This is a genomic window from Marinitoga hydrogenitolerans DSM 16785 (assembly GCF_900129175.1).
Classification (GTDB): domain Bacteria; phylum Thermotogota; class Thermotogae; order Petrotogales; family Petrotogaceae; genus Marinitoga; species Marinitoga hydrogenitolerans.
In genome coordinates this window covers 1-16,669 of sequence record NZ_FQUI01000029.1, presented here as the reverse complement: position 1 = coordinate 16,669, position 16,669 = coordinate 1, and the positions used below count along the sequence as shown (strand labels likewise).

General features: G+C 24.8%; 12 protein-coding genes. 3 read left to right on the top strand and 9 right to left on the bottom strand.

What is annotated here, in order from left to right; genetic code table 11:
- Positions 1-12 precede the first annotated feature (12 nt).
- From BUA62_RS08070 to BUA62_RS08060, 3 genes are read right to left on the bottom strand one after another with little or no spacing between them, the layout of a single operon-like run.
- On the bottom strand, positions 13-657 hold the full coding sequence (locus tag BUA62_RS08070; protein WP_072865277.1) for a thiamine diphosphokinase: 645 nt from the start codon (positions 655-657) through the stop codon (positions 13-15).
- 2 nt (positions 658-659) lie between these two features.
- Positions 660-1,751 (bottom strand): RNA polymerase factor sigma-54, encoded by a 1,092-nt coding sequence (locus tag BUA62_RS08065; protein ID WP_072865275.1) that lies wholly within the window; start codon positions 1,749-1,751, stop codon positions 660-662.
- The gene (locus BUA62_RS08060; protein ID WP_072865273.1) at positions 1,744-3,243 is read right to left on the bottom strand and encodes a bifunctional ADP-dependent NAD(P)H-hydrate dehydratase/NAD(P)H-hydrate epimerase; all 1,500 of its coding nucleotides are present in this window, start codon (positions 3,241-3,243) and stop codon (positions 1,744-1,746) included. Before BUA62_RS08060 ends, BUA62_RS08065 begins: the two co-directional genes overlap by 8 nt.
- A 109-nt stretch (positions 3,244-3,352) precedes the next feature.
- On the opposite strand from BUA62_RS08060, the gene BUA62_RS08055 reads away from it, so the two are divergent.
- From BUA62_RS08055 to hcp, 3 genes are all read left to right on the top strand, one after another.
- Complete coding sequence (locus tag BUA62_RS08055) at positions 3,353-4,018, top strand: Crp/Fnr family transcriptional regulator (RefSeq protein WP_072865270.1); 666 nt, start codon at positions 3,353-3,355, stop codon at positions 4,016-4,018.
- Positions 4,019-4,156: 138 nt separating this feature from the next.
- Entirely contained in the window at positions 4,157-5,353 is a 1,197-nt protein-coding gene (locus BUA62_RS08050; protein WP_072865299.1) for a DUF438 domain-containing protein, read from the top strand.
- Positions 5,354-5,380: 27 nt separating this feature from the next.
- Positions 5,381-7,042 carry a hydroxylamine reductase gene (hcp, locus tag BUA62_RS08045; protein WP_072865297.1) on the top strand — a complete coding sequence of 554 codons (1,662 nt, stop codon included), beginning with the start codon at positions 5,381-5,383 and terminating at the stop codon, positions 7,040-7,042.
- 142 nt (positions 7,043-7,184) lie between these two features.
- On the opposite strand, the gene asnB is transcribed toward hcp, so the two are convergent.
- The 6 genes from asnB to BUA62_RS08015 all read right to left on the bottom strand — a co-directional run bounded on the left by asnB (position 7,185) and on the right by BUA62_RS08015 (position 16,526).
- The gene (asnB, locus tag BUA62_RS08040; protein WP_072865268.1) at positions 7,185-8,921 is read right to left on the bottom strand and encodes an asparagine synthase (glutamine-hydrolyzing); all 1,737 of its coding nucleotides are present in this window, start codon (positions 8,919-8,921) and stop codon (positions 7,185-7,187) included.
- A gap of 61 nt (positions 8,922-8,982) precedes the next feature.
- Positions 8,983-10,176, bottom strand: a complete 1,194-nt coding sequence (locus BUA62_RS08035; protein WP_047266229.1) for an MFS transporter — start codon at positions 10,174-10,176, stop codon at positions 8,983-8,985.
- Positions 10,176-13,145, bottom strand: coding sequence for a non-ribosomal peptide synthetase (locus BUA62_RS08030; protein ID WP_072865266.1), 2,970 nt, complete (start codon positions 13,143-13,145; stop codon positions 10,176-10,178). Before BUA62_RS08030 ends, BUA62_RS08035 begins: the two co-directional genes overlap by 1 nt.
- Positions 13,146-13,204: 59 nt before the next feature.
- Positions 13,205-13,969 carry an SDR family oxidoreductase gene (locus tag BUA62_RS08025; protein WP_072865264.1) on the bottom strand — a complete coding sequence of 255 codons (765 nt, stop codon included), beginning with the start codon at positions 13,967-13,969 and terminating at the stop codon, positions 13,205-13,207.
- Between the two features lie 66 nt (positions 13,970-14,035).
- Positions 14,036-15,412 (bottom strand): B12-binding domain-containing radical SAM protein, encoded by a 1,377-nt coding sequence (locus BUA62_RS08020; protein WP_072865262.1) that lies wholly within the window; start codon positions 15,410-15,412, stop codon positions 14,036-14,038.
- A gap of 31 nt (positions 15,413-15,443) precedes the next feature.
- Positions 15,444-16,526, bottom strand: coding sequence for a radical SAM/SPASM domain-containing protein (locus BUA62_RS08015; protein ID WP_072865260.1), 1,083 nt, complete (start codon positions 16,524-16,526; stop codon positions 15,444-15,446).
- Between the last annotated feature and the right edge of the window lie 143 nt (positions 16,527-16,669).

Here is a 16,669-nt window from a genome sequence, read left to right as displayed (position 1 = left end):
TGAAATTTTTGCTCATTTTCTCTGATTATTCTTCTTCCATCTAAAGTATATTAAGCACCCTTTAGTATAAGAAATTTCTATTTTATCATTAATAGTTTCATTACTAATACCAATTGGATTATTAAAAAATAATGCTCCATTTTTTAAAGGGTATTTAAATCCTTCGAGGTAAATTCCTTCAGTTTTTTCTGTTAATGAAAGAATTGACCATGTTTCACCAATTTCTACAACTTTTTCGAAATTTTTGGGAATTTTAGATATTTCCAAAAACTCTTCTTCAAAAAAAATATTTGCGTTAAATTTATTTAATAAAACAATTGCACCCCAAATGTGATCTAACCTGTTTCCTAGAAATCCAGATATAATAATTTTATTTGCCTTTTTTTCTAAAGCAAATTCAACAGCTAAGTCTATATCAGTGAAATCTTTTTCGGGTCTATATTTAATAATTTCAACACCATTTGATTCAGCCCATTCTATGGATTCTTGTGATGCAGAATCCAAATCTCCAATTAAATAATCAGGCTCAATATCAATAGTTTTAAACAATTCGATTCCCTTATCTACAGCAATTAAAATATCTGAATCATCAATAATATTTTTATAATATTTCAACGAACTTTTTGGATTTCCGCCAGACACTATAAACGTTTGCATTATTATGCCCCTCTTTTCAATTGGTTTTTATATTTGTTTACTGTTCTTCTTGATATTTTGAGATTTAATTCTTTTTCAATCATTTTTGATAATTTGTTATCAGAAATATCCATATGCTTTTTTATAAAATTGATAATTATCTCTTTTTTATTATTTTGAGATTCTTTTGTATTAAAAATGCTGGAAAAAGGCATAACAACCTTTTTAAGATTCATGAAATATTTTGAAGACACACTTCTGCTAACAGTGGAAGGAGAAATATCTAATTTTGATGCAACATCTCTTATTCCCAATCTTTTTGGATTATTACCTGATTCTAAAAAATCAAAATTTTCTTTAACCATTAATTCAGCTAACGTATTTAAATATTCTTTTCTTTTATTAATAGCATTTCTTATTATATACAATTTTTCCATTTCTTTTTCTATGTATTTTTTTAAATTTTTTTCTTTTATTTTCTTTAAATTTTTCAGATAAAGATCATCGATTTCTGGTATTTTAGGAATATTAATTTCCCATTTAATATCATTATTATCTTTAAAAAAGATTACATCAGGGGTTGCATTTATGTATATAATATTATTGTTAGTTTCCAAACTCGAAAGGGGGAATCCGCTTTCTCCACTTTTTTCTCTTATTTTTAAAGCCTTTTCTAAAGATTCTTCAGCAAAACCAGTTGGACCTAAATTTTTTAGAATATCAATTAATAGTTCATATTCTTTTTTTGTTATATTATATTTTTTTATAAATTCTTTTTTGGGAATAGTTAATATTCCATTGTTATCCAGATAGTTAAACAATGTTTCAGCTATAATTTCAAGATTATCAGGAACCAAAGCTAAATATAGAGGTTTTATTTCATCTAAAAAACTTATTTTATATGTTGTAGTTTCTAAAATATAATCAAGATAATCTAAACTATATAAATTGAGATTTTCATCTTCGAACTTTAAAAAAACATTTTCTAAAATGAATTCTTTAATTTCATTATCAAGCTTGTTTAATGGCATTTGAACAATTGTTAATGCCTGGATTTGTTTTTGAGTTAATTTTTGTTTTTGCTTTAATTGTTGAAGTAATGATCTTTTAAGCATTTATAACCTCCAATAATGCTTTATACAAATTTTTTGCAATATCAAGAGGTGTAGTGTAATATTCAGTCTTTTCAGCGCTAACTATTTCAGCAGTTCTTCCTAATAAATAAGAAGCGATAATACTTGCTTCCATTACATTTAATCCTTGAGCAATTAATCCGGCAATTATACCTGTTAATAAATCACCACTTCCACCTTTTGATAAAGCGGTATTACCGGTAATATTAAAATATGTTTTTTCTCCATTTGTTATTGTAGTAGTAACATCTTTAAATACAATAGTAGCTTTTTTATTTTTAGCAAAATATTCAGTATAATCATAATTTTGTCTTATATCAATTTCATCAGTTCTTACAATTCTTTGCATTTCGCCAACATGTGGAGTTAAAACGATGTTTTTTCTTAACGCTAAAGCATCAACAGCATAAAGAGCATCAGCATCAACAACTATTGGAGATGTGGAATATTCAACAACATTTCTTACGAATTGCATAGTTTCGTTTGAACGTCCTAACCCAGGTCCAATAACAATAACAGAAGCTTTTTTTATATCTTTAGATATAATATCAATATCTCTTAATGAAAATTTGTTTTTATTTAGAGATTTATAAATTATTCCAGGTTCATGCTCTAAAACTGAAGAAGACAATGAACTAGGAGTTATAAGTTTAACTAATCCTGCGCCAATTTTTTGAGCTCCTATAGCTGATAAAACTGAGGCACCTGGAAATTCGGAAGACCCTGCAAGTATAAGAACATTTCCAAAATCATATTTTTGTGAGAATTTTGGCCTTTTTGGTAGTAATTTTTTTACCATATCTGAAGTTACAAGTTCTCTATGAGACAATGAAAATAAATCCTTTGGAAAAGAAAGAGGTGCAACAATTATTTTACCAGAATATTCTCTTCCAGGGAAAAAAATATGTCCAAGTTTATAGCTTCCAAAAGTAATAGTTTTATCAGCTTTTATGGCATTTTTTGAAATTTTTCCTGTATTAGCATCTATTCCAGATGGGATATCAATTGAAATGACAATTCCTCTTTTTTTTGAATTGATAATATTAATAACTTCTTGAGTTTCTTCTTTTAAATCATCTTTTAAACCGATACCTATTAATCCATCAATAATACAGTCGGCAGTACTCACATGATTTTCAAAATTTTTGTCGTATTTAATAAAATTATCAAATTTAAACTTTTTTATTATTTCTAATTGTTTTTTAAATAAATTACTCTGATTATTTCCAATAATAATTATTTTTAAATTTTTATATCCTTCATTATATAGCAATCTTGCAGCAGCCAAACCATCACCACCATTATTTCCTGTTCCCAAAACAAATAAAAAGTGAGTATTTTTTTTAAAGTTTTTAATAATTTCGTTATAAATTGAAATACCAGCTTGTTCCATTAATATTTCTGAACCAATTCCATATTCTTCAGAAGTTAATTTATCGATTTTCTTCATTTCTTCTTTTGTTAAAATATGCATAAAACCACCCCTTTTTTTTTCTCAATTTAATTTTATCACATTTCTGTCATTTTTAATAAATCCGACATGTTTAATAGAAATTATGCTATAATTATTTTGAGGTGATATTATGCATCCTATTGTTCAACAATTTTCAAAAATGGATATTTTTAAAAAATTGAAAATATCTGAAATAGAAGAGTTAATAGAGAAAAGAGATATTGTTTTTAAAGAATATAACAAAAATGTTTTGGTTAAAGCAAGAGGAGAAGAAATAGATGAAATAATGGTTTTGATTCATGGCAAAATAAGAGCTGAGATGACTGACTATAATGGAAAAAATCTAGTCATAGAAGAAATTAATGCACCTAGTCTTTTAGCAATCAGCTCAACATTAGCAAAGAATAGCGAATTGCCCGTAGATATTATTACCGAAGAGAAGTCGGTTATAGGATATTTGCCGAAAGAAAAAGTATTTGATTTATGTATTCAAAATAAAGAATTTTTAAAAGAATTAATAGAATTTTTAGGTACAAAATTTAATTTTATATCTCAAAAATTATGGTTTATTACTCTAAACAACTTAAGAGATAAAATACTGCTTTATATTAGTTCAAAATTAAAAAGTGAAGATGATTATATAATCTTAGAAAATTCAATTGAACAATTATCACATCTTTTTGGTTCAACAAGGCCAGCACTATCAAGAGCATTTTCTAAACTTGAAAGTGAGGGGGTGATAAAAAAGGAAGGGAATAAAGTATATATATTAGATAAAAGTAAATTATATGGCTGAGAGGACATTATTAAACTAAAGATCTCTTTCTTTATTCGAAAAATTAAAGTGTAATCTATGTTACAGACAAAATGGATAAAAAAAGTTATAATTAACTCGAGAAGAAAAAATAAAAAAATCACAAAGTGGGTGATGGGAATGAGTGAACTATTTAATAAAAAGGAATATTTAAAAAACTTAATAAGAAGAGTAAATGATGAAAAAGACAATGAAAAATTAAAAGAGGAATTACAAAAAACAATAAAAGAATTATCTGCAGAAGACATTGCTGTTGTTGAACAAGAATTGATGGAAAATGAAGGTATAACAATTGAACAAATTCAGTCTGTCTGTGATGTGCATTTAGGACTTTTTAAAGAGTATATTGATCAAGAAAAAATTGATGTTGAGGAATGGCACCCTATATTTATCTTAATGAAAGAACATGAGCATATAATTAAAACAGCTGAAGGAATTAGAGATATAGCAAAACAAATATTGTCTAAAAAATCTATACAGGAAGCATTTCCGATATTTATGAAATTAAGTATGTATTTAGATGAATTAATGGCAGCTGAAAATTATTTTTTAAAAGAAGAAAATGTACTTTTTCCGTATATAGAAAAACATGGAATTACTAAACCGCCAGCAGTAATGTGGAAAGAACATGATCAAGTAAGAGAGTTAAGAAAAAAAATTATCGCAATAAAGGAAAATAGAAATTTTGAAGAGGCAAAAAAAGAATTATATAATTTATCTTTATTTTTATTAGAATTTTTCATGAATCATGTTCGTAAAGAACACTCTGTATTGTTTCCGACAGCATTAAAACTTATCAGTGATGATGAATGGATTGATATTCGCCAACAATTTGATGAAATAGGATATTGTTGCTTTGATCCAAAACCATTAGAAATAGAAGTGAAGAAAGAGGAAAATTTAGTCGATGGAAAAATAAAACTGCCAAGTGGCGAATTAACAGTTGAGCAATTAAAGTTTATGTTAAACACTTTACCGATAGATATAACCTTTGTAGATGCGAATGATGAAGTGAAATATTTTAGTGAATCAAAAGAAAGAATATTTATTAGAAGTAGAGCAATAGTAGGTAGAAAGGTACAAAATTGCCATCCGCAAAAAAGTATTGATATAGTAAACAAAATTGTTAGTGATTTTAAAACAGGAAAAAAAGATCATGCTGATTTTTGGTTAAAATTGGGAGAAAAATATGTATATATTAGATATTTTGCTGTGAGAAATGACAAAGGGGAATATCTTGGTACACTGGAAGTAACTCAGGATATAGCACCTATAAAGGAAATAGATGGTGAAAGACGTATTTATGACGAAAATTAAAATATTATGGAGGTGTTAATTATGGGTATGTTTTGTTATCAATGTGAAGAAGCTGCAAGAGGAGTAGGCTGTACAGCTATAGGGGTATGTGGAAAGACTCCAGAAGTTGCAAATTTACAGGATATGTTAATTTGGGTAACAAAAGGGTTATCTTTTTGGACATTAAAAGCTAAAGAATATGGAGTTAAAGATGATGAAGCAAACTTATATGTTGCAGAAGCATTGTTTAGCACAATTACAAATGTCAATTTTTCTGTTGAAAGAATGGTCAGTTTTATTGATAAAGCAATAGAATTAAGGGAAAAAGTAAAACATTTGTTTTTAGATGCATATGTAGCAAAAGAAGGCAAACCATTTGACGAAAAAGTTCCAGAAGCTGCAGAATGGTATAAACCAGGAGGAGCAGAAATATATGAGTTAAAAGGTATGGAAGTAGGAGTTATGTCAGATGAAAATGAAGATATTAGATCTTTAAAACAATTATTAATATATGGCTTAAAGGGTATAGCTGCTTATGCAGATCATGCATATGTTTTAAAATATGCAAATGATGAAATACTTTACTTCTTACAAAAAGGATTAGTTGAAACATTGAGAGAAGACATTACTGTTGACGAGTTAATAAATCTTGTTTTAGAAGCAGGAAAGTATGCCGTGGAAGCTATGGCATTATTGGATAAAGCAAACACATCAACATATGGTAATCCTGAAATTACAGAAGTATATACCGGAACATATAATGCACCTGGAATTTTAGTAAGTGGGCATGATTTATTAGATTTAGAAGAATTATTAAAACAAACAGAAGGAACAGGAATTAAAGTTTATACACATGGAGAAATGTTACCAGCTCATGCTTATCCAGAATTAAAAAAATATAAACACTTAGCAGGAAACTTTGGAGGTTCATGGTGGAGACAGGATAAAGAATTTGAAGAATTTGGCGGAGCAATATTAATGACAACAAACTGTTTAGTTCCTCCAAAAGAATCATATAAAGATAGAGTATTTACCACAGGATTAGTAGGATTTGATAAATTAACTCATATTCCAAATAGAACAGATGGAAAACCAAAAGATTTCTCACCAGTTATAAAGAAGGCGTTAGAATTAGGACCAATTCCAGAAAGGGAAGGGAAGAAATTAGTAATAGGTTTTGCTCATGAACAAGTAGCTCAGGTGTCAGATAAAGTAATTGAAGCTGTTAAAACAGGAGCAATAAAGAAATTCTTTGTAATGGCAGGTTGTGATGGAAGACATAAAGAAAGAGAATATTATACAGAATTTGCATCCAAATTACCAAAGGATACAGTAATTCTTACGGCAGGATGTGCAAAATATAGATATAATACATTAGATCTTGGAGATATTGGAGGAATTCCAAGGGTATTAGATGCAGGTCAATGTAATGACTCTTACTCATTAGTAGTAACGGCATTAAAATTAAAAGAAGCATTTGGATTAGAAGATATTAACGAATTACCAATTGAATATAATATAGCCTGGTATGAACAAAAAGCAGTAGCAGTATTATTAGCATTATTATACTTAGGAGTAAAAGGAATAAAATTAGGTCCGAAATTACCAGCATTTGTTTCACCAAATGTATTGAAAGTATTAGTTGACAATTTTGGAATTAATCCTATTACTACTGTTAAAGAAGATTTAGAATTTTTCTTGAATAAATAATTAAATAAAAATAATTACCCCCCTCTGAATTTCAGAGGGGAGTTTTTGTTGTTAATAATATTATGTCTTATTTTATTTCTATGTACCTTACTTATTAGACAGAATTGTTTATAGTAAGACCAATTTTTTCTTTAAATCTTTTTCAGTTAAAAATTTCAGTAAATCTATAAATATTTAATAACCACCAAAGTTCTTTTGGATTATAATAATCTAATTTAGAATATTTTTTTGTATCTATTAGATACGAAATTATTTTATTATTTATTATATTTTCCCAATTATTTTTACATAATAATTTTATTACAGAATCATACTTATTTGGAGGTTCTGGAAATGGGTATTTATTTCTTTGGATAATATTCTTTGGTAATATTTTCTCGTATGCTTTTCTTAATATATATTTTTCTTTTTTATCAAATAATTTTAAATTGCTATCAATGGTTAATCCCAATTCTAGCATTTTATTATCATCTACAAAAGGAACTCTACACTCAATAGAATGAGCCATGCTTAACTTATCTTCTTGTAACAATAAATTATGCAAAATGGTTTTTATTGCATAAATCGTATAATTTTCATATTCTTTTTGGTATCCGTTTAATATATTATTAGAAATATATTCATCTAAGATATTTAAAAGTATATTTTTTGAATAATTTGAAAGTTTTTCTTTAAATACTATATTTTTTTTAAAATAACTATCTATTAACATTTTTTTATTAAAATTATTCTCCACGAATTTATATATATTCCAAATTTTTATATAACCTAACCATAATTCATCAGAACCTTGTCCGTTTAAAATAACTCTAAATCCTTCTTCTTTAGCGGCTTTGTAATTTAAATAATCAGATATATATACTTTATCCATCAAAAGTTCTTCCATATGAAAAATTACCTCATCTAATGTTTGCATATTTATATTTTCAGGTTTTACTAAAATTTTATGGTGCCTAATTTTTTCTTTTTTAGTTAGACTTTCTGCGTGTTTCAAATCTTTATTTTCTCTTTCTTTATAGTAAATGGTAAACGAATCAATTATTCTATTGTTTAAATCACTGTATTCTTTTGTAATTATACTACTATCAATGCCTCCTGATAAAAAAGTTGCTATTTGAAATTTAGACAAAGATTTATATTTAATGGATTTTTTCATTGATTCTTTAAATAGGATGATTGCATTTTTTTCTTTTTTATATTTTATATTTATACTAGGTTTAAAATATTTATATTTTTTTTGAATCCCATTTTTATTAAAAATAATTATAGTTCCAGGTTCCAACATTTCAATTTTTTCAAAAAAAGTATTATAATATGGCAACCATAAATTAGTAGAAAAAGATAAAAGGATAGTATCCAAATTTATATTTTTACAAATAGTATCATCTGAAAAAATAGATTTTATTTCTGAAGAAAATATTAACCTATCACTATCGATATAATAATATAAAGGTTTTATACCAACTCTATCCCTTATTAAAGAGATGGATTTTTTTTCTTTGTTGTATATTGCAATTGAAAAAAAACCATTAAATTTTTTTACTGCATCTAATCCCCAATAATCAAAAGATTTAGCAACTACTTCTGTATCTCCATATGATAAAAATGTATAACCTTTTGTTTTAAGTTCTGCTTTTATTTCTTGAAAATTATATATTTCCCCATTATAAACAATAACAAGATTATTAAAAACATATGGTTGATGAGATAAATTACTAATATCCTGTATTTTTAATAAATTATGTCCTAAACCAATATTTTTATCTAAAAAAACATTTTTGTAATCTGGACCTCTATGTTCTATTTGTTTTAACATTTTATATAAATCATGTTTTTCAACATTTCCTTTGAAATTATATATCCCAACAATTCCACACAATGGTTACATCCCCTTTATAAAACTTTATTAAATGAAAATTTACTTCATATAAAAAATGCATTTACTCACATATTTTTATATTTTCATTATTTTTAAGTATAAAATAAAATGAAATTAAAATTATTCCAACTCCTATAATATAAAAACCGTATTGTATTACTATTTTACCAATAAAACCAAAAAATAAATTCCCAACAGGCATTAATATGCTTGCAAGTGTAAAAATTACAGAGAATACTCTTCCCTGATAATCAGAATCAACATTTTTTTGAACATAACTGAAAAATGAAACATTGAATTGTCCAAGAAATAATCCAAATAAAAAAGTACTAATATAAAGCATAATAATTTCTTTAAATTGAATTAATAATAGTGAAGATCCCATTAAACCAAAAATAATACCATTTGTAAGTATTTTTTCATCGTACTTTGAAAATAATCTGGAAGTTACAACAACAAAAATAGAACCAACTGCTTCGGCGGTTAATGCTCCGGAATATGCCATTGGAGAATTTAAAACACTTTTAGAAAATAACGGTATATACAGATTGTATCCTGCTATAAAAAAATTTACTAAAGATGCTGTTAGTATCATTTTTCTTAAATTTTTATTTTTCCATATATATTTAATCCCATTTTTAAATAAAATAATTCCGTTTTTTGTTTTTGTCAAATTATCTTTTTTATATTGATAATCAATAAAAATTTCTGAAAATCCTGAAAAAAGAAATGTTGCTCCATTAATCAGGAAAATTACATGTATTGGCACAACATTTATCAATGAAATACTAAAAAGCGGAGAAATTACTTTTATGATATTTTCCATGCTATTAAACCATGCATTAAAACTTACTATATCTTCACTATTTATTACTTCAGAAACTATTGAACGACTTGCAATGGAAAATATTGCAAAAACAGCAGAAGATAATATATAGACCAATGCTATCATTGTTATGGATGGATAGTTAATAGATATTATACCAAGTAAAGTCATTGTTATCCCATTTATAAAATCACATATTATCATCAATTTTTTTCTATTTAATATATCTACAGTTGTTCCGCCAATTATATTTAGAATTAACATAGGTAATATTACTAATGATGATATTATTCCTATAATTTTTGTATCTCCCGTTTTTGATATTATCCACCAATTAATAGCATATAAAAAAAACAAATCTCCCATATATGAAACTGCGTTACCAGAAATTAAAAGAAGTTGATTCTTTTTTTTAGATAATACACTCATTATGACATCTCCTTTAACCTTTCGGGCGCTGTTAAGTAATATACATAACATTTATCTTCTTCTGTAAAGGAAGTTATATATATTTTCTTACCTGGAAAAGATTTTAAGGTGTTTCGAGTTTTCTTTAATTTATTAATAAGATCTTCTTTTTCTATTTGACGTATTTCACCGAGATAATTTATTGAAACCAATACATTTAAGTCATAAGCAAATTCCATTTTTTTCTGTATCTCATTCATTATTGGATAATTTTTGAAGATAAATTGTTGGGGTTGATAACCGTTTTCATATCTTTTCAATAATTTTAAAAATTTTTGTTCAAAAACATTTTCGGTCCAGTTATTACTATATCTAAATACAATAGAGGTATGATAATCTCCTATATTTTTTGAAAAATCCTTGTCATTAAAAATTCTATAATTCATAATTGTACTTGCTATTAATGACTCTATATTCATAATTTTTGATATTTTGGATAGAATCCTTTTTATAATAAAAATTATTTTTTCATCATTTTCGATTTTATTCTTTATTTTAAAAGTGTCGATTAATATATCATTATCTGTATAAGGGACAAAGCCATGTTTTTCAACTTCGAATAATTCTTTTGTATGTTCATCTGATAAGAATTTGTAGTTATTATTTTTTTCTTTTATTATTTTTACAAAATCTGAAAAATATGATTTATTTTTATTCTCATATTTATCGTTTAATATATCAAAGAAACTTTGTTTTAATACATGAACACTTTTCTGATCCATTATATTATGTGAAAAGATCATATTTAATTTGATACAGTTTTCGGTATAATTTATATAAAACATATATAATAAATGATTTAACCTGTTTTTTATTAATATTTTTTCTATTATTTCATTAATTCTTTCTTCAGGCTCATTTTCAAATATTAAAACATCCTCTGAAATATCAAAGCCTTTATTATATTCAACAAAATACAAAGTATCTTCTTCTACAATTTTACTTCTTAGTAATTCATGAGTATTTATTAATTCATTTAATGCTTTTGTGATTTTGTTTAGCTCGTATATGAAAGGAATATTTATGTTTACATGAATATATGAGTTAAAGTTATCATAATAATAAACTTTTTGAAGATAATGTGTTTCGTATTTTTTAAAGATTTTATCGCTCAATATTTTTTTATTAATTTTTTTATACCATTCCTCGATTGTTTTTTCTGAGGAAATAATCAATTTTTTTAATATTGGTTTATAATGTATCTGATTTAAGTTTTTTTCTATATATTCTGTCATTGAATTAATGTCTGGATATATATATAAAAAATCATCCGATAAATTTATATCAAATACTTTTTCTAAATTATTTATTAATTTTAAAGATGATAATGAATCACTGCCTGGCAACATAAAGAAAGATATATTGTCTGAAACATTATCTTCATATGATAGTGTTGTTTTAATGATATTTTTTATTTTCTGTTTTATATAGTCATCTGAAATATTATTCTTTACTCTTAGAGTTTGTGTATAATATTCTTCAAACATTTTTATTAATGATTTCATATCTATTTTTTTATTAATATTCAAAGGCATTTTATCTATTCTTATATAGAATTCCGGAATCATATATTTATTAAGAAATTTTCTTAAAACATTTTTAATTTTATTACCCTCAATTTCTTTATTTGAAATATAAAAACAAATTAGCTTCTTTTTATAATAAATTATTTTTAATTGTTTTATGGGAAAATTATTATAAATTCTGTTTTCAATCTCTTCCAACTCCACCCTGATTCCGTTTATCTGAATCTGTGAATCCTTTCTTCCAAGAAATATAATATTATTATCTTTTATATAACCATAATCCCCCGTTTTATAATACTTTTCACCATTTATTAGTACAAACATCTCTTCTGTTAATTTCTTATTGTTATAATATCCATCTGTAACCCCATTACCACCAACTAAAATTTCACCTTCTTTACCTTCAGTACCTTTTTCTTTTTTAATTTTTATTTTTACGCCATTTAACGCCTTACCTATTGGGACAGTTTTTTTAATATTATTCTTTATTTCATACATTGTTGCATATACCGTTGTTTCTGTAGGCCCGTATAGATTGAAAATCTGCGTATTATCTAAAATATTTCTTACCTTATTTGCTAAAGAAACAGGGAACACCTCTCCAGCAACCATTAAATATTTTAAATCCTTGCATTTTTCAGAAAATTTTTCATTTTCTGAAATCATGCTTAATATCGAAGGAGAAAGTGCAAGATGTGTAATTTTATATTCATAAATAATGTCTATTAATTCTTTGAATAATTCCTGATCCCTTTTACAGGGAATAACTATACTTCCACCACCAGAAACCCAACCAAATAATTCCGATAATGAAACATCAAATGTAAAAGGTGTGCTAAATAAATATCTATCTTCAATATTAACAGGAAATTTCAATTGTAATTCATTTATAATCCATGAAAGATTTTTATGTCTTGCAATAACTCCTTTTGGTTTGCCTGTACTACCAGATGTAAATAAAATGTATGCATAATTCTCTATATCAATATTTTCATCAAAATGCGATTTTTTAATCATTCCATTTTTTACATTAAAAATTTTATTATTAAATAATGAAGTATATTTTTTATATTCAAAATTAATAAGTACGGGTTTTTCAGAAAATTGAGTGATTATTTCTTTTATCTTGTTTTCTGGATAATTATCTGATATAGGAACATATGCAGCTCCTATTTTAAAAAGAGCTAGTATTGTAAACAACAAAAATTCATCTTTTTTCATTATGATAGGAATAATATCCCCTTTTTTTATTCCAACTGAGTAAAAATAACCAGCAAGATTATCGGTAATTAAATCTGTTTCTCCATAACTATACTGTACTCCTTCTGTCGTAATAAGTGCTGTTTTTTTTCTGTTTTTAGATACCTGTTCTTTAAATTCTTTTATTATATGTTTTTGATTCAATAGATTATCCTCCTTTTTGTGAAATTATTAATATATACTTTAATAAATCAATATATAATTTATTGTTGTGCATTTATCCCTCCATCAACAAAAATACTTTCCCCATTTATGTATTTTGCTTTTTCCGAAATTAAAAATTTTATTATTTCACTATATTCTTGAAAATTCCCACGTCTCCGCAAAGGAATTTTATCTTTTTTTACTTTCCAATCATCATAATTATTATCATCCGAACTTTGCAAAATATCAGAAGTATCATTAACATCTTTCAATTTTCCTTTCATACCAGAAATATTTAAACAGATTGAATTTATATTATACTTACCAAATTCAACAGCTATAGATCTTGTTAAAGAACATAATGCTGCTTTGGACATGGAATATTCGGTAGCATTTGGAATAGTCCTTACACTTAAAGTTGATGAAATATTTAAAATGGTTCCATATCTATTTAATATCATCTTAGGCAAAAATAATTTTATCAGTAAATAAGGAGCAACTAAATTAACTTTCCAAAGTTTTTCAAATTCCTCTAAGTTAGTTTCTAAAAAAGGTTTATCTATATCAATCGCTGCGTTATTAATTAGAATATCTATTTTATTATAATCTTTAATTATTTTATTATATAAACTTTCTATTTCATCTTTATATTTTAAATCACATTTGAGCCAAAAAACATTTGGATAAATTTTTCTTATTTGTTTAATTTTTTCATGATTACTTGAAACACCTATTATTTTATATTTTTTTTCATTATATAAAATTTTTATAATATTTTGTCCTAGTTTTCCAGTAGCTCCAGTTAAAAGAATATTTTTTTTCATTATTTATACCCCTTCCACGAAATTTTAATTTTTATTAATAATTAAATTAATTTAAAATTTTCAAAATTACATAAAAGGAGAATGTAAGGCTTTATTCTTCCTTGAAATATTTGTTTTTTCAATCGCTGAATATGTTAATTCTATAATTTCTTGAACACTTAAATATCCAATTTTCAATTTAGGAAATCTTGTAAGCTTATAAAAAAAAGTCTTGTCTGCAATATGCATATCAAAATATCCAATATTATCATTAATAGATTCTCTTATAAGATGATTAGGAATATTTAAATCCAAATTAAGAAATTCTTGATATTCAAAAATAATATTTTTTAATTTTAATGAAATTGAAGGGATCTGATAATTATGCCATCTATAATAATTTAAATCTAAATTAGATGCAAGAGTAATTCGCTGATTGATAATTTTTTTATTATCACCAGGAATTCCAATAATAAAACTTCCTTCAACATTAATTTTATATTTTTTTAATAACTCTACAGTTTTATAGATGTCTTTTATAGAAATTCCTTTTTTAATATTTTTTAAAGTATGATCATCTAATGCCTCTAGTCCTAATTCAATAGTTTGGCAGTTTGAGTCCTTCAACATTTTTACTTTTTCTTCATTAAGTTCATCGATTCTTGACAAACCTACCCATTTTATTTCAATATCAAAATTAGATAATTTTTTACACAATATTTTAAAATCTGGATGACTCACAATACTAGAATCCCAAAAATAAAAATTGGTTATTTTGTATTTTTCAAAATAATATTTTAATTCAGTTAACACATGTTCAACGTCTCTATATATATATTTCCTATTTCCCCATATTAAATTTTCATCGCAAAACATGCATTTGTTATATCTGCAACCATTAGAAAAAAAAACCGGAACCATCAAATTTTTATAGCTTTTTAAGTTAAATTTTTCCCACGATACTTTTAATGTATTTTGTTTTAATTCAAAATTTTTATAATATATTTTTTTGTTTTTTTTAATTATTTCTATGTTATTTAATAAATATATATAATCTCCTACAAAATAATAATCTATATATTTTGTAAATTTAGAAACTTCATATAAAATATTTCCATTATATAAATAATTTATAAAAATTCCACCAACAACAATAATTATATTATTATTAATTTTTTTAATTATTTTAGATATTTCAATGCAATCATTCAAAAAGCCATACTCACATTCTATATATACTATTTGTACATTATTAATTTTAAAAAAAAGTTCTTTATAAAATAAATCATATTTGTATTTTTTAAATTGATCTAAAGTTAATTTATCTATTTCTTTTTCATAGAAAAATTCCAATATTTCTATATTGTATCTTTCTTTTAAAACTGCTTCACATGTTGTTAATCTTATATTTGGAAAATCATAATCTGCATTTTTAATCTGTGGATCTATTAACAAGTAATTCATATAAAAATTCTCCTTTCAAAAATATAAGATTTTAAGGATGAAAAATTGGAAGTTGTTTTAAAGGGGGTTTTAATTCTTTGGCTAAAAATTTTATAGCTTCACAATTGTGCCTTTTTGGTTTGAATAAATCACCTAACTCATTTAAAGATTCTCCTAAACATCCACCAGCGCAAAAATATTTTATTTCACAATTAGAACATTCTTTCATATTATCAACTATCCTACTTCTAATTTTTTCAATTTTGTTATAATCATATATAATACGTTTTTTTTCATTGTCATATTTTCCGTAAACTAAATCAGATAAGACATCTTTTTTATATGACATATCACAAGCAGTAACATAACCATCTATTGTTAAATGTGGTGATGGATTGCAAGCTCTACATGAAATGCTAGTTTTTTCATCAAAATTAATAATAAAATATGATCCATAAAAAATTCCTTTTTTTTGTGCATATTTATGAGCTTTTAAATATTCTCTTGCATATATAAGTGGAGGAATTTTTTCTTCAAAAAAATCTTTTTCTCTCATATTAATAGGTAAAAATATTAAATCAGAGTATAAATATTTTACATTTAAAGAGTCAAAATAATCTATTAATTCTTTTTGGCCAAAAATATTTTTTTGTCCGATTGTAATTCTTACTCCTAAATACTTTATATTATTAGTTAAATACTTTATATTACTTTCAACTATTTTACTGGATGAATTCCCACTTAAAGTAGGCCTATAATAATCCTGTATTTTCGGCATTCCATCACACGAAATCCATACAATATCAATATTTTCAGAAATCCATTTAGAAATTTTTTTATTAAAGACTCCATTTGTTTGCAATTCGAATTTTACATTATTTGTTAAAAATTTAGAATATTCAACTAGTTCCTTTATAATATCAATTTGTAAAGTTGGTTCTCCATTTGCAAAAAAACGTAAATATATGTATCCATGTGAAAGATAAAAATCAGTTATTCCTATTTTATAAAAGTTAATATTATGGTTTTCTATTTGTGTGTTTTTGTGTATTTCATTACAATAACAATATTTACAATGTAAATTACATCTATCTGTTAGAAAAATAGATATACAATCTTTTCGCCAATGCGCCATACATTCACCTCTTTTTAGTTTTATTTTATATATTAAATAAATTAAAGTTATTAGCCTGTCTAAAAAGTCTAAAGGCCAAAAAAATTAGAAATCTTTTTTAAAGGTAAATTATGAAAAAGATTAAAAAGAACAATAAGATTGAA

Bases quoted from the DNA above. Each gene is read 5' to 3' on its own strand.
- hcp (WP_072865297.1), top strand. From the start codon at position 5,381: ATGTTTTGTTATCAATGTGAAGAAGCTGCAAGAGGAGTAGGCTGTACA.
- BUA62_RS08015 (WP_072865260.1), bottom strand. From the start codon at position 16,526: ATGGCGCATTGGCGAAAAGATTGTATATCTATTTTTCTAACAGATAGA.
- BUA62_RS08035 (WP_047266229.1), bottom strand. From the start codon at position 10,176: ATGAGTGTATTATCTAAAAAAAAGAATCAACTTCTTTTAATTTCTGGT.
- BUA62_RS08070 (WP_072865277.1), bottom strand. From the start codon at position 657: ATGCAAACGTTTATAGTGTCTGGCGGAAATCCAAAAAGTTCGTTGAAA.
- BUA62_RS08060 (WP_072865273.1), bottom strand. From the start codon at position 3,243: ATGCATATTTTAACAAAAGAAGAAATGAAGAAAATCGATAAATTAACT.
- BUA62_RS08065 (WP_072865275.1), bottom strand. From the start codon at position 1,751: ATGCTTAAAAGATCATTACTTCAACAATTAAAGCAAAAACAAAAATTA.
- BUA62_RS08055 (WP_072865270.1), top strand. From the start codon at position 3,353: ATGCATCCTATTGTTCAACAATTTTCAAAAATGGATATTTTTAAAAAA.
- BUA62_RS08025 (WP_072865264.1), bottom strand. From the start codon at position 13,969: ATGAAAAAAAATATTCTTTTAACTGGAGCTACTGGAAAACTAGGACAA.
- BUA62_RS08050 (WP_072865299.1), top strand. From the start codon at position 4,157: ATGAGTGAACTATTTAATAAAAAGGAATATTTAAAAAACTTAATAAGA.
- BUA62_RS08020 (WP_072865262.1), bottom strand. From the start codon at position 15,412: ATGAATTACTTGTTAATAGATCCACAGATTAAAAATGCAGATTATGAT.